Source organism: Siminovitchia fortis (genome assembly GCF_003605365.2).
GTDB lineage: Bacteria > Bacillota > Bacilli > Bacillales > Bacillaceae_C > Siminovitchia > Siminovitchia fortis.
Genome location: NZ_QYTU02000017.1, coordinates 55170 through 70354 on the forward strand (window position 1 = coordinate 55170; position 15185 = coordinate 70354).

16 protein-coding genes, 2 pseudogenes and 1 other annotated feature are annotated in these 15185 nt (G+C 45.0%); of the genes and pseudogenes, 15 read left to right on the top strand and 3 right to left on the bottom strand.

The annotated features are described in order from the left end of the window. Positions 1-127 precede the first annotated feature (127 nt). From D4N35_RS09165 to thrR, 8 genes are all read left to right on the top strand, one after another. Entirely contained in the window at positions 128-889 is a 762-nt protein-coding gene (locus tag D4N35_RS09165; protein ID WP_235870346.1) for a M23 family metallopeptidase, read from the top strand. Beyond that, positions 882-1736 (top strand): M50 family metallopeptidase, encoded by an 855-nt coding sequence (locus D4N35_RS09170; protein ID WP_120072728.1) that lies wholly within the window; start codon positions 882-884, stop codon positions 1734-1736. Before D4N35_RS09165 ends, D4N35_RS09170 begins: the two co-directional genes overlap by 8 nt. Positions 1737-1839: 103 nt before the next feature. Further along, positions 1840-1919: a sequence feature (ribosomal protein L21 leader region), on the top strand. A gap of 13 nt (positions 1920-1932) precedes the next feature. After that, complete coding sequence (gene rplU, locus D4N35_RS09175; RefSeq protein WP_120072730.1) at positions 1933-2241, top strand: 50S ribosomal protein L21; 309 nt, start codon at positions 1933-1935, stop codon at positions 2239-2241. Between the two features lie 12 nt (positions 2242-2253). After that, a complete protein-coding gene (locus D4N35_RS09180) occupies positions 2254-2592 on the top strand; it encodes a ribosomal-processing cysteine protease Prp (protein WP_120072732.1) in 339 nt (112 codons plus the stop codon). Between the two features lie 6 nt (positions 2593-2598). Continuing rightward, positions 2599-2889: a 50S ribosomal protein L27 gene (rpmA, locus tag D4N35_RS09185; RefSeq protein WP_018708263.1), complete on the top strand. Its 291-nt coding sequence runs from the start codon at positions 2599-2601 to the stop codon at positions 2887-2889. Positions 2890-3024: 135 nt separating this feature from the next. Next, a complete protein-coding gene (locus tag D4N35_RS09190; RefSeq protein ID WP_120072734.1) occupies positions 3025-3561 on the top strand; it encodes a Spo0B C-terminal domain-containing protein in 537 nt (178 codons plus the stop codon). Positions 3562-3591: 30 nt separating this feature from the next. Beyond that, positions 3592-4884, top strand: a complete 1293-nt coding sequence (gene obgE / locus D4N35_RS09195) for a GTPase ObgE (protein WP_120072736.1) — start codon at positions 3592-3594, stop codon at positions 4882-4884. An 11-nt stretch (positions 4885-4895) separates the two neighbouring features. Then, positions 4896-5366: a transcriptional regulator ThrR gene (gene thrR / locus D4N35_RS09200; RefSeq protein ID WP_208646288.1), complete on the top strand. Its 471-nt coding sequence runs from the start codon at positions 4896-4898 to the stop codon at positions 5364-5366. 85 nt (positions 5367-5451) lie between these two features. Here the strand turns inward: thrR and D4N35_RS18105 are convergent, their stop codons facing one another. Further along, entirely contained in the window at positions 5452-5592 is a 141-nt protein-coding gene (locus D4N35_RS18105; protein WP_164876334.1) for a hypothetical protein, read from the bottom strand. A 335-nt stretch (positions 5593-5927) separates the two neighbouring features. After that, on the bottom strand, positions 5928-6473 hold the full coding sequence (locus D4N35_RS09205) for a transcription repressor NadR (RefSeq protein ID WP_120072740.1): 546 nt from the start codon (positions 6471-6473) through the stop codon (positions 5928-5930). Positions 6474-6632: 159 nt separating this feature from the next. Between D4N35_RS09205 and safA the strand changes: the two are divergent. From safA to D4N35_RS09230, 5 genes and pseudogenes are all read left to right on the top strand, one after another. Beyond that, positions 6633-6786 (top strand): annotated as a pseudogene (safA, locus tag D4N35_RS18685) (SafA/ExsA family spore coat assembly protein); the annotation flags it as partial. A gap of 831 nt (positions 6787-7617) precedes the next feature. Beyond that, positions 7618-8613, top strand: coding sequence for a phosphotransferase (locus D4N35_RS09215; protein ID WP_120072754.1), 996 nt, complete (start codon positions 7618-7620; stop codon positions 8611-8613). Positions 8614-8697: 84 nt separating this feature from the next. Further along, entirely contained in the window at positions 8698-9414 is a 717-nt protein-coding gene (locus tag D4N35_RS09220) for a YebC/PmpR family DNA-binding transcriptional regulator (protein WP_120072756.1), read from the top strand. A 120-nt stretch (positions 9415-9534) separates the two neighbouring features. Continuing rightward, a complete protein-coding gene (locus D4N35_RS09225) occupies positions 9535-10065 on the top strand; it encodes a BofC C-terminal domain-containing protein (protein WP_120072758.1) in 531 nt (176 codons plus the stop codon). A 118-nt stretch (positions 10066-10183) separates the two neighbouring features. Then, entirely contained in the window at positions 10184-10939 is a 756-nt protein-coding gene (locus D4N35_RS09230; RefSeq protein ID WP_120072760.1) for an exodeoxyribonuclease III, read from the top strand. A 22-nt stretch (positions 10940-10961) separates the two neighbouring features. Here the strand turns inward: D4N35_RS09230 and D4N35_RS09235 are convergent, their stop codons facing one another. Next, the gene (locus D4N35_RS09235; protein ID WP_120072761.1) at positions 10962-11870 is read right to left on the bottom strand and encodes a DMT family transporter; all 909 of its coding nucleotides are present in this window, start codon (positions 11868-11870) and stop codon (positions 10962-10964) included. 395 nt (positions 11871-12265) lie between these two features. On the opposite strand from D4N35_RS09235, the gene glmS reads away from it, so the two are divergent. Together glmS and D4N35_RS18280 are read left to right on the top strand one after the other, a co-directional pair. Further along, complete coding sequence (gene glmS, locus D4N35_RS09240; protein WP_120072763.1) at positions 12266-14065, top strand: glutamine--fructose-6-phosphate transaminase (isomerizing); 1800 nt, start codon at positions 12266-12268, stop codon at positions 14063-14065. Between the two features lie 897 nt (positions 14066-14962). After that, positions 14963-15185, top strand: a pseudogene (locus D4N35_RS18280) (SAM-dependent methyltransferase); the annotation flags it as partial.

A 15185-nucleotide genomic window follows, 5' to 3' on the forward strand; every position in this document is an offset into this window, starting at 1 on the left:
CCTTTTATATTTTTGCTTGCTGTGCGCCTTGAAACAAATCCGGCTCAGCACCATCCGCTTTCTACGTCATATTCATCAAGGACAAGTCATACGTTAGTAGAAACTTAGTCAAGGGAGCTGGTGGATAATGAGCCATCGGGCCAACAAAATAAGAAAGCGGATTGCCAAAAGAAGGCGGGCAAGCGGCAGGATAATGGAAAAGCCCAATGAATACATGTATGATGTTCCTGATTATTTTTCGGATGATGACCGGAATATTTATGAACCGAAAACAACCCTGCACCCTTTATGGCGGAAAGAAATATTTATGTTAAAGCTGCTCTCGTCCATTGCTCTCATTTTGATTGTTGGCATACTTTTTCAATCATCTTCTCCCGCATTTGACGATGCACGTTCCATCGTCAAGAAAGCGATGGGAAAGGAGTTTCAATTCGCTGCAGTTGCAAATTGGTATGAAAATCAATTCGGCAAACCGCTCGTCCTTTTTCCAAATGACAGAAAGGACGAGGGCATTCAGCTTGGCCAAGAAGGTGATTACGCTTTGCCTGTAGGAGCGAAAATATCAGAAGGCTTCTCACATGATGGAAGAGGGGTCATGTTTCAGACTGAAAGTACAGCCGAAGTGAAGGCCGCTGCGGACGGCGTGGTCATTTTTTCAGGTAAAAAAGAGGATATCGGCCAAACGGTCATCATCCAGCATAGCGATCATACCGAGTCCTGGTATGGAAAGATGGGCCAAGCTGAGGTAAAGCCGCATGAGCATGTCAAGGGAGGGCAAGTGATTGGAACAGTATCCCCTAATGAAGATGAAAATTATGGTGAATACTATTTTGCGATTAAAAAAGAGGATGAATTTGTCGATCCGATTCAGGTGATGAATCTTGATTAAATATGGGCGGCTTCTGGGTAAAGTCAGGATCCATCCTCTTTTTTGGGTTGTAGCAGGCATTGCGATTTTGACAGGTTATTTTTGGGAGCTCTCCATATTATTTTTGATTGTTTTTATCCATGAGCTTGGACATGCAGCGGCGGCACGGTTTTTCTCCTGGAAAATCAAGCGGATTTTGATACTTCCCTTCGGTGGTACATGTGAGGTCGATGAACACGGCAACCGTCCGATTATTGAAGAGCTGATCATCGTGGCAGCAGGGCCGCTTCAGCATATTTGGCTCGCGGGCGGCGCTTTCCTATTGGAAACTGCCGGATTGATTACAATGGAGTCTGCGCTTCTGTTCCATAAATTCAATTTGATGATTTTTTTATTTAATCTGCTGCCGGTTTGGCCGCTGGATGGCGGCAAATTCCTTTATCTACTTTTATCGGCAAGGACCCCTTTTTTGCATGCAATGAAAAAGACACTGATCAGCTCGGTGATTATGTTAACTGCCATTCACCTTATTATGATCATAATCGCGCCGTTCAATCTGCATTTATGGATTGTTGTGCTTTTTTTATACTTGAGTCTCTGGCTGGAATGGAAGCAGGTCAGGTATGCATTCATGAGGTTTTTGCTTGAAAGGTATTACGGCAAGCAGTCGGGCATTAAGAGGCTTGAAGTCATTGAGGCGAGAGGGACTGATTTCATCTATCAGGCGATGGAAAAATTCCAGCGTGACTGCAAGCATTTGATTCATGTGGACAGCATCCGCTCAATGGATGAAAATGAAATGCTGCACGTTTACTTTGCAAAAAAACAGGTGAACGCCCGCTTGAAAGAAATTGTTTCAAATGATTGAAAGGGGCCTGCCCCCGGCACGCTAAAGTGCTTAAGGGGCATTTAAAAGCAGTCGTTGACTTGCAGAAGCGTCTGTGATAGAATTGCAATGTTAGTTTGTAGCACCTGTGCTACAACCGCACGGATCGGGTTCAAGTTCTGTCTTTCGGATAGACACCTGTTTTCGGCGAGTCTTAGTCAATAAGGAGGTGCGGCATATGTACGCAATCATTGAAACTGGCGGAAAGCAAGTCAAAGTTGAAGAAGGCCAAGCTATCTATGTGGAAAAGGTAGATGCGGCTGAAGGTGATACATTCACATTTGATAAAGTTCTTTTCGTTGGCGGCGACAACGTTAAAGTGGGAAGCCCATTCGTTGAAGGAGCTACCGTAACAGCCAAGGTTGAAGAACAAGGACGTCAAAAGAAACTTGTTGTTTTCAAATACAAGGCTAAAAAGAACTATCGCAGAAAGCAAGGGCATCGTCAGCCTTTCACAAAGCTGGTTATTGAAAAAATTAACGCTTAATGGGTTGAGAGCATGATTTTTGTTGAGATTTGCCAAGACGACAAGGGGAAGATCACTTCTTTTACGATGAGCGGTCACGCAGAATTCGCGGAAAAAGGCCAGGACATTGTTTGTGCCGGGGCCTCGGCCGTAGCTTTCGGATCGATCAATGCAGTCATCAGCCTGACAGGAATTACACCAGACATTGAACAGACAGAAAGCGGTTTTCTTTCCTGTACGATTCCGGGGGATTTGCCGGCGGATACATCTGAACGGGTTCAGCTCCTCCTTGAAGCCATGGCCATATCTTTGCAAACGATAGAACGTGATTACAAAGAATACATCAACATTACTTTTAAAAACAGGGGGTGAATCAACATGTTAAGATTGGATCTTCAATTTTTCGCATCCAAAAAAGGAGCAGGTTCCACTAAAAACGGCAGGGATTCTGAAGCGAAGCGTCTAGGTGCGAAACGTGCGGACGGCCAATTTGTATCCGGCGGTTCCATCCTTTACCGCCAACGCGGAACAAAGGTTCATCCTGGTGAGAACGTGGGCATCGGTAAAGACGATACGCTATTTGCAAAAGTTGACGGCGTTGTCCGTTTCGAACGGTTCGGCCGCAGCAAGAAAAAAGTGAGTGTCTACCCAGAAGCTCAAGAAGCATAATAAACATAAAGCTCTAACCGAAATTCCGGTTGGAGCTTTTTTGTTCAGAATACATAAAAGCAGCATCCTGCTCCATACAGTAGTGGTAATTTTGTTATAATATATAGTTAATAAGTCTAACTGAGGAGAAAAGGGATGAGTAAAAACTGGACGATTCTTGAAACGTTAAAATATACTCGCCATGACTGGTTAAACAGACTGCAGCTCATAAAAGGAAATATTTCACTGGGGAAAACGGAGCAAGCGGAACGGATCATGGATGAAATTGTAATGGAAATGCAGCAGGAGGCGATGCTCTCCAATATCGAACTCCCCCGGTTCGCCGAAAAATTATTAACACATAATTGGAATGAATATCATTTCAAGGTTGAGTATGAACTTGTCACATTGCCCAAAAAAATACGCCTGAATGATGACCTGCTTACAGAATGGACCGGCAGCTTTTTTGAACAGCTGAATAAGGCTGTTTTGCCCTTCTATGAAAATTGCTTATTTGTAAAAATTGAACCAACAGACGAAATGGTACGGTTTCTTTTTGAGTTCAACGGTATAATAGAAAATGAAACGGAACTGAAAAGTTGGCTGCAGAGCCATGATCAATATCCTGATCAGGTCACTTTTGACCAAGTAGGGGAAAACGATTGGCTGATCCAGGCGTTATTTTTCAAGTGAACGGTTAGTTGGCAGATTGGAGTGTCAGAAATGTTTGTTGATCGAGTAAAAGTTTATGTCAAAGGCGGCGATGGCGGAAACGGCATGGTAGCGTTCAGGCGTGAAAAATATGAGCCAATGGGCGGTCCGGCGGGTGGAGACGGCGGAAAGGGCGCCAGCGTCATTTTTATGGTGGATGAAGGCCTGCGAACGTTGATGGATTTCCGCTACCAGCGTCATTTCAAGGCGCAGCGCGGTGAAAACGGCATGTCCAAGGGCCAGCATGGAAAAGGTGCTGATGACCTGATCATCAAGGTGCCGCCGGGAACGGTCGTAACAGATGAACAGACCGGTGAAGTCATCGCCGATTTGGTTCAAAATGGACAGAAAGCCGTCATTGCGAAAGGCGGCAGGGGCGGCAGGGGGAATATCCGCTTTGCCACACCTGCAAATCCGGCACCGGAATTAGCCGAAAATGGCGAGCCGGGCCAAGAGAGGAATATTGTCCTTGAGTTGAAGCTCCTGGCGGATGTAGGGCTTGTAGGATTTCCAAACGTCGGAAAATCAACCCTTCTTTCTGTCGTCTCTGCGGCGAAGCCGAAAATTGCGGACTATCATTTTACAACAATCAAGCCTAACCTTGGCGTTGTCCAGACGGACGATGACAGAAGTTTTGTTATCGCGGATTTGCCAGGATTGATTGAAGGTGCGCACGAAGGTGTTGGCCTGGGACATCAATTCCTCCGGCATGTGGAAAGGACAAGGGTCATTGTTCATGTCATCGACATGTCAGCGGCTGAAGGCCGCGACCCGTATGAAGATTTTATGACAATCAATGAAGAGCTGAAAGAATATAATCTCCGGCTGATGGAGAGGCCTCAAATCATTGTGGCGAATAAAATGGATATGCCGGAAGCAGAAGGCAATCTCGAAAAATTCAAGGCAAAACTTCAGCAGGATTATCCCATTTATCCCATCTCGGCATTGACAAGACAGGGATTGAGGAAATTGTTGTTTGCCATAGCAGATAAGCTGGAAGAGACACCGGAATTCCCGCTTTATGAAGAGAGTGATATAGAAAAAGCAGTGAACCGTGTGGTTTACAAGCATGAAGAGGCGGAAGTTCCATTTACCATCACACGTGATCCGGATGGAAGCTTCGTAGTCGGCGGGGCGAAGGTGGAACGCTTGTTTAAAATGACAGACTTTTCGCGGGAAGAGTCCGTACGCCGATTTGCACGCCAGCTCAGATCACTTGGAGTAGACGACGCCCTTAGGGAAAGAGGGGCAAAAGACGGTGACACAGTACGATTGCTTGATTTTGAATTTGAGTTTGTCGATTAGGTCTTCTTTGCATGGAGGGGAGTGCCTTGGGGAAAAGAGAATTTGACCATAAGTTTTTTTTGGTGAGAGAAGATGTGCTGCCGGAAGCAATGAAAAAAACTTTGGAGGCAAAGGCATTGCTTGAAAAAGGTTCGGCGGAATCCATTTGGGATGCGGTACAGCAAGTCGACTTGAGCCGAAGCGCATTTTATAAATATAAAGATACGGTTTTTCCATTCCATACGGTTGTAAAGGAAAAAATCATTTCGCTGTTTTTCTTCCTTGAAGACAAGCCGGGAGCGCTCTCCAAGCTTCTTGGAATCGTAGCGTCCTCCAAATGCAACGTGCTGACCATCCACCAGACAATCCCATTGCAAGGCAGGGCCAATGTCACCTTGTCATTGGATATTACTGAAATGAATGTGGATATGGATGAACTGCTTGCGAAATTCCGCAGACTGGAATTTGTTGCTAAAGTGGAAGTCCTTAGTTCTGGAGGGTAAATAGAAAAGCGTAAGCGCCTGCCCATCGACGTACAGACTGGAGCGGCTCCGACGAGATAAAGGAAACACAACGACGAAGGCAGGCTCAAGCAGCGACGTCCTGTCGCTTCGCCTGTACTAGCACATCCTGTACGTCGCTGGACAATGAGAAAAGCGAAGGCCGCCTGTTCATCGGCGACAAGCGCTGGCCGCCTCCAAGCGCCACATCCTGTGGCGTCGGTGGCACTAGGACTTCCTGTCCGTCGGAGGTCCAGGCAGTGAAGTCGTTTTTCAGACTTCATTGGCTGGNTACTAGCACATCCTGTACGTCGCTGGACAATGAGAAAAGCGAAGGCCGCCTGTTCATCGGCGACAAGCGCTGGCCGCCTCCAAGCGCCACATCCTGTGGCGTCGGTGGCACTAGGACTTCCTGTCCGTCGGAGGTCCAGGCAGTGAAGTCGTTTTTCAGACTTCATTGGCTGGACTGAAGCGACCTTGAGCTGATGGCGGCCGGAGCTGGACAGTAGAAAAGCGAAAAACCAATAAAAAGCGGGACACCTCTTCAGGAGGCGATCCCGCTTTTTAATTTTCCTCTGCCAAAATGCCGGCTTCATGAAGGGCTTTTTCCGCATTCAATATCATTTGTTCATCGGGTGCAGTTAAAGTATGCAAATGCAAACCTGAAGTCAATTCCAACAGAAGGGAAGCATTCGTTTTACGGATACTTTTCAAAAAAGCTTGGACATCCTTTCTGTTCGAAACCATGATAGAAGCGGTCAAATCCCCGTACACGGGATGCTCCACAGTAACATCCTTAACCGTCACCCCATGGTCAACGATGATATTCAGCTCTTGTTCCGCCTGGCTCCGGTCATGCCGGCAGGCAATGATTCTTTCTGCGAGCCCTTGGTTTCCGATCCGCATATATAAATACCCCTGGCTTGTGGCAATAATCGGCTCGTTCCGTGCTTTCAATAAAGTGATGTCTCCCACAATCACCTGGCGGCTCACATTGGACTTCTCAGCCAAGGCTGTGCCAGTGACAGGACCGGAGCTGTTTTTTAAGTAGTTCAGGATCCATTCCCTTCTGTCTTCTCCCAGCAGCTTCTTTTCTTTTTCTTTATTCATGCGCCTGTGTCCTCCGTTCAAATTCTTTATTAAATAGTAGCATATTTGTTCTCCTGCATAAATAAACTTCCACTTTCATATGTATTTTTGAGAAGATGAATAACAATTTGCCCAATAAATCATACACTATATGGACTCATGCCTGAGGAGGGGAAACAAGTGAAAATCCACATCGTGCAGAAGGGGGATACTCTGTGGAAAATCGCCAAAAAGTATGGCGTTGATTTCGAAGAGCTAAAAAAGATGAACGCGCAATTGTCAAACCCGGATATGATCATGCCCGGTATGAAAATAAAAGTTCCGGCCAGTGGGACACATGTAAAAAAACAAAAGCCCCATGTGCCGCACGGAGGTCATAAAGAAATGCCAAAAGAGCACCATCATCATCCCCCAAAAGTTCACAAGGAAGTGAAAAAAGAAGTCATAAAAAAAGAAGTGCCGCAAAAAATCTACCAGCCGGTCATGCCGCAGCCGCTCCCTGAAATTGATATAAGCAACTACTATATGATGAATATGAATCAAATGCAAGCACAGGTGCAGCAGCAAAAAGAAGTGGAAGTAAAAGAGGAAGTCCCTGAAATGGAAGTAATGCCCATGCCCATGCCTATACAAGGAGGTTGTCCGCCGATGTATCCACAATATTGCTGTCCGCCGCCGGTGATGCCAGTTTGCGATCCATGCTATCCTTATCCCATGATGCCCCAGGTGCAGGGGATGATGGGATATCCGCAGATGCCAATGGGCGGGTATATGCCCCAAATGCCGATGTATAGCCAAATGCCAGCAGTCATGCCGGCTGCAGAATATGGGGTAATGCCACAGCACTGGGGAGATGAATCGTCCAGTTCATCATCAATGGAGTACCACCACCATCACCATGGGCACCATCATCATGGACACCACCACCATGGACACCATCATCCCCATATGGCAGAGGAAATGGATGATCCGCCGCCATATACCGGGATGCCTATGCAGGGGTGGTCCCAGCCTTATGGAGGATACCCGATGGCGCCGGCTTATCCGCAAGGGCAGCAAATGGGAATGCCATACGGAACCTATGGCCAGCAGCCTCTTTACGAACAGCCTATGGGAGAAGGTGCCCCTTACCCTATGATGCCAAGGGCTGACGAAGAAGAAGAAGATGACTAAAATATTTAATCAAAGGAGAGACGGACTCAATTCCCGTCTCCTTCTTTATGTCAAAAGAAGAACTGGAATTAATTTCGAAAAAATTTCCATGATCAAAAAAGGGGTTTGGATTGCATCATCCGCAAAAGAAAGCTGGATCATCAAAGAATTCCCTAACCCCGGCAAATTGAATCAACAAATTTTATTGATAAAGACATTATGGGAGCACGGATTCAACAATACCTATAAATTTCACCGCATTCATGAGGAGGGGCCATGTTATTTTGAAGGCAGGTGTCTCGGGATTTTACAGTATATTGAACCTTTCAACGATCAGCCGTTTTATTATGACAGCGCCGGTAACCGCAAAGACGCCCTGGCACTTTTATGCCGATATCATTCCATTTCCTCAAAATGTGTACCCAGGCTGAAAGATAAATTGATTACATTCAATTTATTGGATAAATGGGAGAAAAGACTTGAAAGATTTAAAAGAAACTCTGATTTTTTCAAAGAATTGTCCGTATATCCCTATTTGGAAAAATATACTTTGTTAGGTGAGGGTGCCCTTCAGATTATGCAGGCCCATAAAGACTATTTCTCCATGGAACCGCACTGTATATTGCATGGGGACCTGGCCCATCATAATTTTATTCGGAAAGCCGACGGCAGCCTTTGTATGATTGATTTTGATCTTGCGAGCATCGGCCCCAAACAGATTGACATCCTCCAATATTGCAACCGTATATTGCCTGAAATCAGCTGGTCGCCGCCTCGGCTGTTTTCCGAAGGGGATGCCATCAGCCAATATAAAAAAGACATTCCTTTCCTGGCTGCACTTTTATATCCGGCTGATATTTTTAGAGAGTGGAATTATTTCATCAGTTATGATAAAAAGAGGCAGAAAAAACAATGGAAGCACCTGAAGGATATAACATTCCGGCAATTTGAAAAAAGAATGGGATTCTCTAAATGGATCGTTGATCAAATCGAAGGCGGTCCGCCTTAAACACTTGGAAATTTTCTCATTTGCTAACCCGCTCCTTTTCAATATATGATATGATAGATACGCTTGTAAGAGGGAGGATTTCAAATGGCTGGACATTCCAAGTGGAAAAACATTCAAAACAGGAAAAATGCCCAAGATGCAAAGCGGGGTAAAGTATTCCAAAAACTTGCCAAAGAAATTTATGTAGCTGCAAAAAGCGGCGGAGGAGATCCGGACACGAACCCTGGGCTTCGTCTTGTAATTGAAAAAGCAAAGTCGGCAAATATGCCTAACGATAACATTAAGAGGGCTATTGATAAAGCAGCCGGCAATCAGGACGCGGAACATTATGAAGAAATTATATATGAAGGGTACGGCCCCGGCGGTGCAGCCGTCATGGTATCGTGCCTGACCGATAATAAAAACCGGACTGCTTCCAACGTCCGCCATGCTTTTACGAAAAATGGGGGAAACCTTGGTGAATCCGGATGCGTTTCCTATCTGTTCGACCGGAAAGGCTATCTCGCGATCGAAAGAAGCGGCCTTGATGCCGATGAAGATGAATTGCTGCTTCAGGCCATTGAAGCCGGTGCAGAAGATATGGAAACGAGCGAGGAAGTTTTTGAAATTTATACGGAGCCGGAAAATTTCATGGCTGTAAAAGAAAGCCTCGAAAATGAGGGATTTGAATTTGCGACAGCGGAAGTTACAATGGTGCCGCAAACAGAGGCTGAGTTAGATGAAGAACAACAGGAGAAGTTGGAAAAACTCATCGATATGCTTGAAGATGATGACGACGTCCAGGACGTCTACCATAACTAAAAAAGCTTTTCCAAAAGATGTGAAATCTTTTGGAAAAGCTTTTTTTAATGGATATTCATGTAAAAGAAAGGCCACACTAAAACCATGTTTAGAATTTATAGGCTGTAGAGGTGATCTCAAATGAGAGCCGCATTAGTGTTCATTCTTTTACTCGGCTTACTTGTCGGCAAGGTTGTTCAAGAACACGAACAAGTACAGGCAATGCAATTATCGGATGAGGCCCCTGCTGTTGCTGAACAGCCCCTGGAACTGACTGTCCATTTGAAAAGGGTTTACTTGGATGGCGAGGAAAGTGAAGAGGTTGTAAAAGAATTGGTATTTGCATTGGAAGACTTTTGGGCGAAGTATGAGTCGTGGCAGCTGGTCGACATGGATGAAGACCGCCTTATTTTTAAAAAGAAGGTAGACGATATTTCTCCTTTATTAAAAATGAATGGTTATTTCGGTATTACGAATGACGGGACATTGTCCATTTTTAACGGAAAGCCCGAAGAATCGGATGTCATCCAGTCATTTTTCCAAATTGATGTAAAGAAGCTTGAGAGCAGCCAGCATATGAGGTTAATGCAGGGAATTCCGGTCAAATCAAAAGAGGAATACGCCAAGGTTGTCGAGAGCATGAAAAAATATTCCATCAAAAAAGCGAAATAATATAAAAGGCCGGGAACCTGTCGGAATCCCGGCCTTCCCTGATTCATGCGCTTGTTTGCCGGTAAAAAGAATGGCACAATAGGGGATAGAATAATAGACAAAGGGAGAAAGTCACCGGATGAAAATTGTATCATGGAACGTGAATGGCCTTAGGGCATGCGTACGCAAGGGGTTTCTGGATTACTTCAACCAAGTGGATGCAGATATTTTTTGCATACAGGAAACGAAGCTCCAAGAAGGCCAAATAGATTTGGAGCTGGAAGGATACCACCAATATTGGAATTATGCGGTCAAGAAAGGCTACTCCGGAACGGCAGTTTTTACAAAATATGAACCGCTGTCCGTCATGTATGGCGTTGGGGATTCTGATTGTGAAGAAGAAGGCCGGATTATTACGCTGGAATTTGACCAGTTTTATTTGGTGAATGTATATACGCCAAATGCCCAAAGGGATCTGGCGCGTTTAGGCTATCGTCTGGAATGGGAAGACCGCATGCTTTCATATTTGAAAGAATTGGACCGGAAAAAGCCTATTATTTTATGCGGGGACCTGAATGTGGCCCATCAAGATATCGATTTGAAAAATTACAAGTCAAACAGGGGCAATTCGGGGTTTACGGACGAGGAGCGGGGAAAGTTTTCCGCGCTGCTGGAAAATGGTTTTGTTGATGCTTACCGCCATTTTTACCCGGACAGGGAAGGGGCCTACACTTGGTGGTCCTACATGAACAAAGTGAGGGAAAGGAATATCGGCTGGCGGATCGATTATTTTATAGTATCTGAAAGGTTCAAGGGCCGGCTGAAAGATGCACATATTCATTGTGATGTAATGGGAAGCGACCATTGTCCGGTTGCTTTGGAGATCGATCTATAGGGGGCAGGCCCTCTTTATTGTATTAAAGAGGGCCTGGCCCCATGTGTTTTTTGATGTATCTCTTTTTGCCGATAAAATTGACTATAAACACGCTGGAGATGGCAATTGCGCCGCCGATCAGCGACAGTGAGCTCGGCCATTCGCTTAGCCAGAACCAGGCAATCATAATGGCGAGGACCGGCTCAAGGTACAGCATGCTTGAAAGCGTCGTTGTATTGCCGGCTGAAAGTGCAATGGCCCATGTGGCGTAAGCGATGGCAGCCGGGAAAATTCCGACGTATAGAGCGGAAATATGGGCAGCGGTAGACGCTCCCTGGATGTTTTCCCATAATCCCGGTAAGAAAATAAGCATCGGCAAGGTCCCTGCCCAAGTAAAATAGGCCGTCAAATCAATCGGATTATATCGTTCCAGTAAAGGTTTTTGAAAGACAAAAAAGATCGAAGTGCCAATAGTGGCGATTAAAATGTAAATGGTTCCTTTTGAAATGGTAAACGATGCACCCGATGATCCGATGGTGATTAACACGATTCCAATAAAGCCAATGCCCATACCAACCCAGCCCAGCAGGTCCATCCTCTCTTTAAGGACAATCATAGCTATAATGGAAGTGAATACGGGGGCAGAGCCGACAATCATGCTGGCCGTTCCGGCGGAAACCGTCTGTACCCCGAACGTAAGCCCAATTTGGTAGACACTGATTCCCATCAATCCGAGAAATATGATCCTGGCAATGTCTTTTTTTCGAGGAATACGCATATGTACCCCGGGCCATAAGGCATATAAGAGAAAAACTCCGGAGGCAATTAAAAACCTGAGAAGAACAAGGTGAGCAGCGGTGTAACCTCCAAGCAGGCTGGCCCGAACCCCTGCAAACCCCGATGACCATATGATGATGGTGATGACAGCCATCCAAAATGCTTTTTTATTCATACATATTCCCCCAATGGCAAGATACAGGATAAAAGCATAATTATAAGTTGAACGATCATATTGATTTTACCATTGACCGAAAAAAAAGGAATATAGTATGATATTCATGTTTCACTTTTATTCTGAATGGAAAGGAGCATTGAAAGGTTTTTTAAAAAAGCGCCAGAGCTGGTGAATGTACTTGAAACAGCAGATCGCCAGTTGACGAGGAGGAGGTTTATCGAACGTTCGGCGGATACCTCCCGGCTGCGGCACACAGTCGAATTTTCTTTCGTAAATCATGCGAGGCGACTCGATGGACAAAGGAAAGGAAATGTGCCCGATAGAAATGGATATTGAAAAAGAGGGCAAGTGTGCCCTCGCACTGCTTGCCCTCACTCACAGGAGGAAAAAAGATGTGCGGAATTACCGGTTATATCGGAACAAATGATGCGAAGGAAATATTGTTGAAAGGCCTGGAAAAGCTTGAATATCGCGGCTATGATTCGGCCGGAATTGCTCTTGAAAATCAAGAGGGCACCCATATTTTTAAAGAAAAAGGGCGTATTGCCGATCTGCGGGCAGTGGTGGACGGAAAAGTAGCGGCCAGAGCAGGAATCGGACATACACGCTGGGCTACGCACGGTGAGCCAAGCAAAAGCAATGCCCATCCGCATCAAAGTGCTTCAGGGCGTTTTACGCTCGTTCATAATGGAGTCATCGAAAACGAATCGGAGCTTAGGGCGGAATATTTACAGCATGTGAAATTCAACAGTGATACAGACACGGAAGTGATCGTTCAACTTGTGGAGAAGTTTGCGAAAGATATGGAGACAGAAGAAGCTTTCACGAAAACCCTCCGCCTGCTGAAAGGATCCTATGCAATCGCGATGTTGGATACGGAATCGCCTGAAACAATCTTTGTTGCTAAAAATAAAAGTCCTTTGTTGGTCGGAGTGGGAGAAGACTTTCATGTTGTTGCCAGCGATGCCATGGCGATGATTCAAATTACGGATCGATTCATTGAGTTGATGGATCAAGAGATTGTCATTGTAAAAAAAGACCGGGCGGACATTTACAATTTGCAAGGCGAAGTGATCATTAGAGAGCCTTACCGTGCAGAGCTGGACGCAACGGATATCGAAAAAGGAACGTATCCGCATTTCATGCTGAAAGAGATTGATGAGCAGCCGCTCGTCATGAGGAAGATCATCCAAGCGTATCAGAATGCAGATGGTGACCTTGAGATCGACAGCGACATTAAACAAGCCATGTCGGCCGCAGACCGAATTTATATCGTAGCGTGCGGAACAAGCTACCATGCGGGATTGGTCGGAAAGCAGCTGATTGAAAAGCTTGCGGCAATTCCGGTGGAAGTGCATCTCGCCAGCGAATTCGGCTATAACATGCCTTTGCTTTCAGAAAAACCATTATTCATTTTCATTTCCCAGAGCGGCGAAACAGCAGACAGCAGAGCTGTGTTGGTGAAAGTGAAAGAAATGGGGCATCGCGCTTTAACGATTACGAATGTTCCCGGCTCGACGCTTTCAAGAGAATCGGATTACACTATGCTTTTGCATGCAGGTCCCGAAATTGCCGTTGCTTCAACAAAAGCATACACTGCCCAGATTGCCGTTTTAGCTATATTAGCATCAGTTACAGGTGCGGCCAAAGGTATCACGGCGGACCTTGATTTGGTAAAAGAACTGGGAATCGCCGCCAATGCAATGGAAACATTATGTGATGCAAAAGAAGAATTCGAGCAGATTGCGGCGGAGTACTTGCCAGCGGCCATCAACTGCTTTTTCATCGGCCGCTCCATCGACCATTTTGTCGGATTGGAAGGTGCGTTGAAGCTGAAAGAAATCTCCTACATCCAGGCAGAGGGCTTCGCTGGCGGAGAACTGAAGCATGGCACTATTGCATTGATTGAGGAACAAACACCTGTCATAGCACTCGCAACTCAGGCTGGAGTCAATGGAAGCATCAGGGCAAACGTGAAGGAAGTCGCTGCGCGTGGCGCGAGCACTTGCATCATTTCCATGCAAGGCCTTGAAACAGAGGGAGACCGCTTCGTACTGCCGGCAGTCCATGAATTGCTCACACCGCTGGTCTCAGTCATCCCACTGCAACTGATTGCCTACTATGCAGCGCTACATCGTGGGTGTGACGTTGATAAGCCGAGGAATTTGGCCAAGAGTGTGACGGTGGAGTGATGGTAGAGCTTTTAAATTATTTGTCTCTATATAAAATTAACGTTCCTTAAATAAAAATAACGTTCCTTAAATAAAATTAATGTTCCCAATCCGAGGGTTTTTTCCGGTTCTATTCCGGCATTCCTTCGGATTTTTTTGTGCCGTTTTCAGCGTAGATCCAACCCTAATCCACCCCCATTTCCAAACAAATTTTAAGCTAAATCCAATCGCTTCTTCCTATTCCGTATTCCTCCAATCCCTTGTCCTGTAAGGGTTCAAGCAGATGTCATTTCCATTCCAGTTGGTTTCTCTACGGTGCTAAATCGGTATCTTTTCCTGTGTTTTTCCACACTCATTAGAATGAGAAAGCCCTCAATTATCTACTCTGTTTTCGTCTATTCTGGAACGTAATTTTTTAATCAAAATGATTGCAAAATCGGTACAATTTTGGGTGAAAATCTTGAAAAAGGCGGGAACGTAATTATTTTATAACAGAAAATGGAAGGGAGAGTAGAAGGGACGTGAGCCCTTGGGAGAGAACGGGTTGAGGGGAGTGAGAGGGAGGAGGGGCGGTGGAACGTAATTTTTTTATGGGGACATAGTAGATGGTTAGGGTTTCCATCAAACTTAAATGGTAAACGGTCAAACTTTATATACAATAAGTCAATTTAATTGGTAAATGACACGAGTGAAAATTGGATGTAATCTCCAGTATTCCTCGTTTTTTTGTTTTTAAAAGCTGGGAATGAAACTTGAAAAAGCGGGAGAGGAGGAGGGATAAAGAATTTTATATGTTAACACTTATATTCCAAGAATAAAAGGATTAATCTTAAGGATTCTTAAGAATTTCTATCATTGTTTCTTTAGATTTTAATTTTATTCTTAACGTACAAATTAAATCTTTGGAGTGGTGGAAAAATGATAGCAAAGATGTTTTTACAACAATATCTATGTAACCCAAGGAATGTTGGAGCTGTTTTTCCAAGTTCAAGATTTCTTGCTGAAAAGATGCTAAGCGGTGTACACTTTCAAAGTGCAAAATATATTGTTGAATATGGTCCTGGGACAGGCGTTTTTACTGATAAAATTATGGAATATAGAAACCCCGATACAATTGTATTTTGCAAGAGAAAAATACACA

What these genes read in the sequence shown, in the direction of transcription:
- D4N35_RS09165 (WP_235870346.1), top strand. Translation starts at nt 128, where the DNA reads ATGAGCCATCGGGCCAACAAAATAAGAAAGCGGATTGCCAAAAGAAGG.
- rplU (WP_120072730.1), top strand. Translation starts at nt 1,933, where the DNA reads ATGTACGCAATCATTGAAACTGGCGGAAAGCAAGTCAAAGTTGAAGAA.
- D4N35_RS09180 (WP_120072732.1), top strand. Translation starts at nt 2,254, where the DNA reads ATGATTTTTGTTGAGATTTGCCAAGACGACAAGGGGAAGATCACTTCT.
- rpmA (WP_018708263.1), top strand. Translation starts at nt 2,599, where the DNA reads ATGTTAAGATTGGATCTTCAATTTTTCGCATCCAAAAAAGGAGCAGGT.
- D4N35_RS09190 (WP_120072734.1), top strand. Translation starts at nt 3,025, where the DNA reads ATGAGTAAAAACTGGACGATTCTTGAAACGTTAAAATATACTCGCCAT.
- obgE (WP_120072736.1), top strand. Translation starts at nt 3,592, where the DNA reads ATGTTTGTTGATCGAGTAAAAGTTTATGTCAAAGGCGGCGATGGCGGA.
- thrR (WP_208646288.1), top strand. Translation starts at nt 4,896, where the DNA reads ATGGAGGGGAGTGCCTTGGGGAAAAGAGAATTTGACCATAAGTTTTTT.
- D4N35_RS09205 (WP_120072740.1), bottom strand. Translation starts at nt 6,473, where the DNA reads ATGAATAAAGAAAAAGAAAAGAAGCTGCTGGGAGAAGACAGAAGGGAA.
- D4N35_RS09215 (WP_120072754.1), top strand. Translation starts at nt 7,618, where the DNA reads ATGACTAAAATATTTAATCAAAGGAGAGACGGACTCAATTCCCGTCTC.
- D4N35_RS09220 (WP_120072756.1), top strand. Translation starts at nt 8,698, where the DNA reads ATGGCTGGACATTCCAAGTGGAAAAACATTCAAAACAGGAAAAATGCC.
- D4N35_RS09225 (WP_120072758.1), top strand. Translation starts at nt 9,535, where the DNA reads ATGAGAGCCGCATTAGTGTTCATTCTTTTACTCGGCTTACTTGTCGGC.
- D4N35_RS09230 (WP_120072760.1), top strand. Translation starts at nt 10,184, where the DNA reads ATGAAAATTGTATCATGGAACGTGAATGGCCTTAGGGCATGCGTACGC.
- D4N35_RS09235 (WP_120072761.1), bottom strand. Translation starts at nt 11,870, where the DNA reads ATGAATAAAAAAGCATTTTGGATGGCTGTCATCACCATCATCATATGG.
- glmS (WP_120072763.1), top strand. Translation starts at nt 12,266, where the DNA reads ATGTGCGGAATTACCGGTTATATCGGAACAAATGATGCGAAGGAAATA.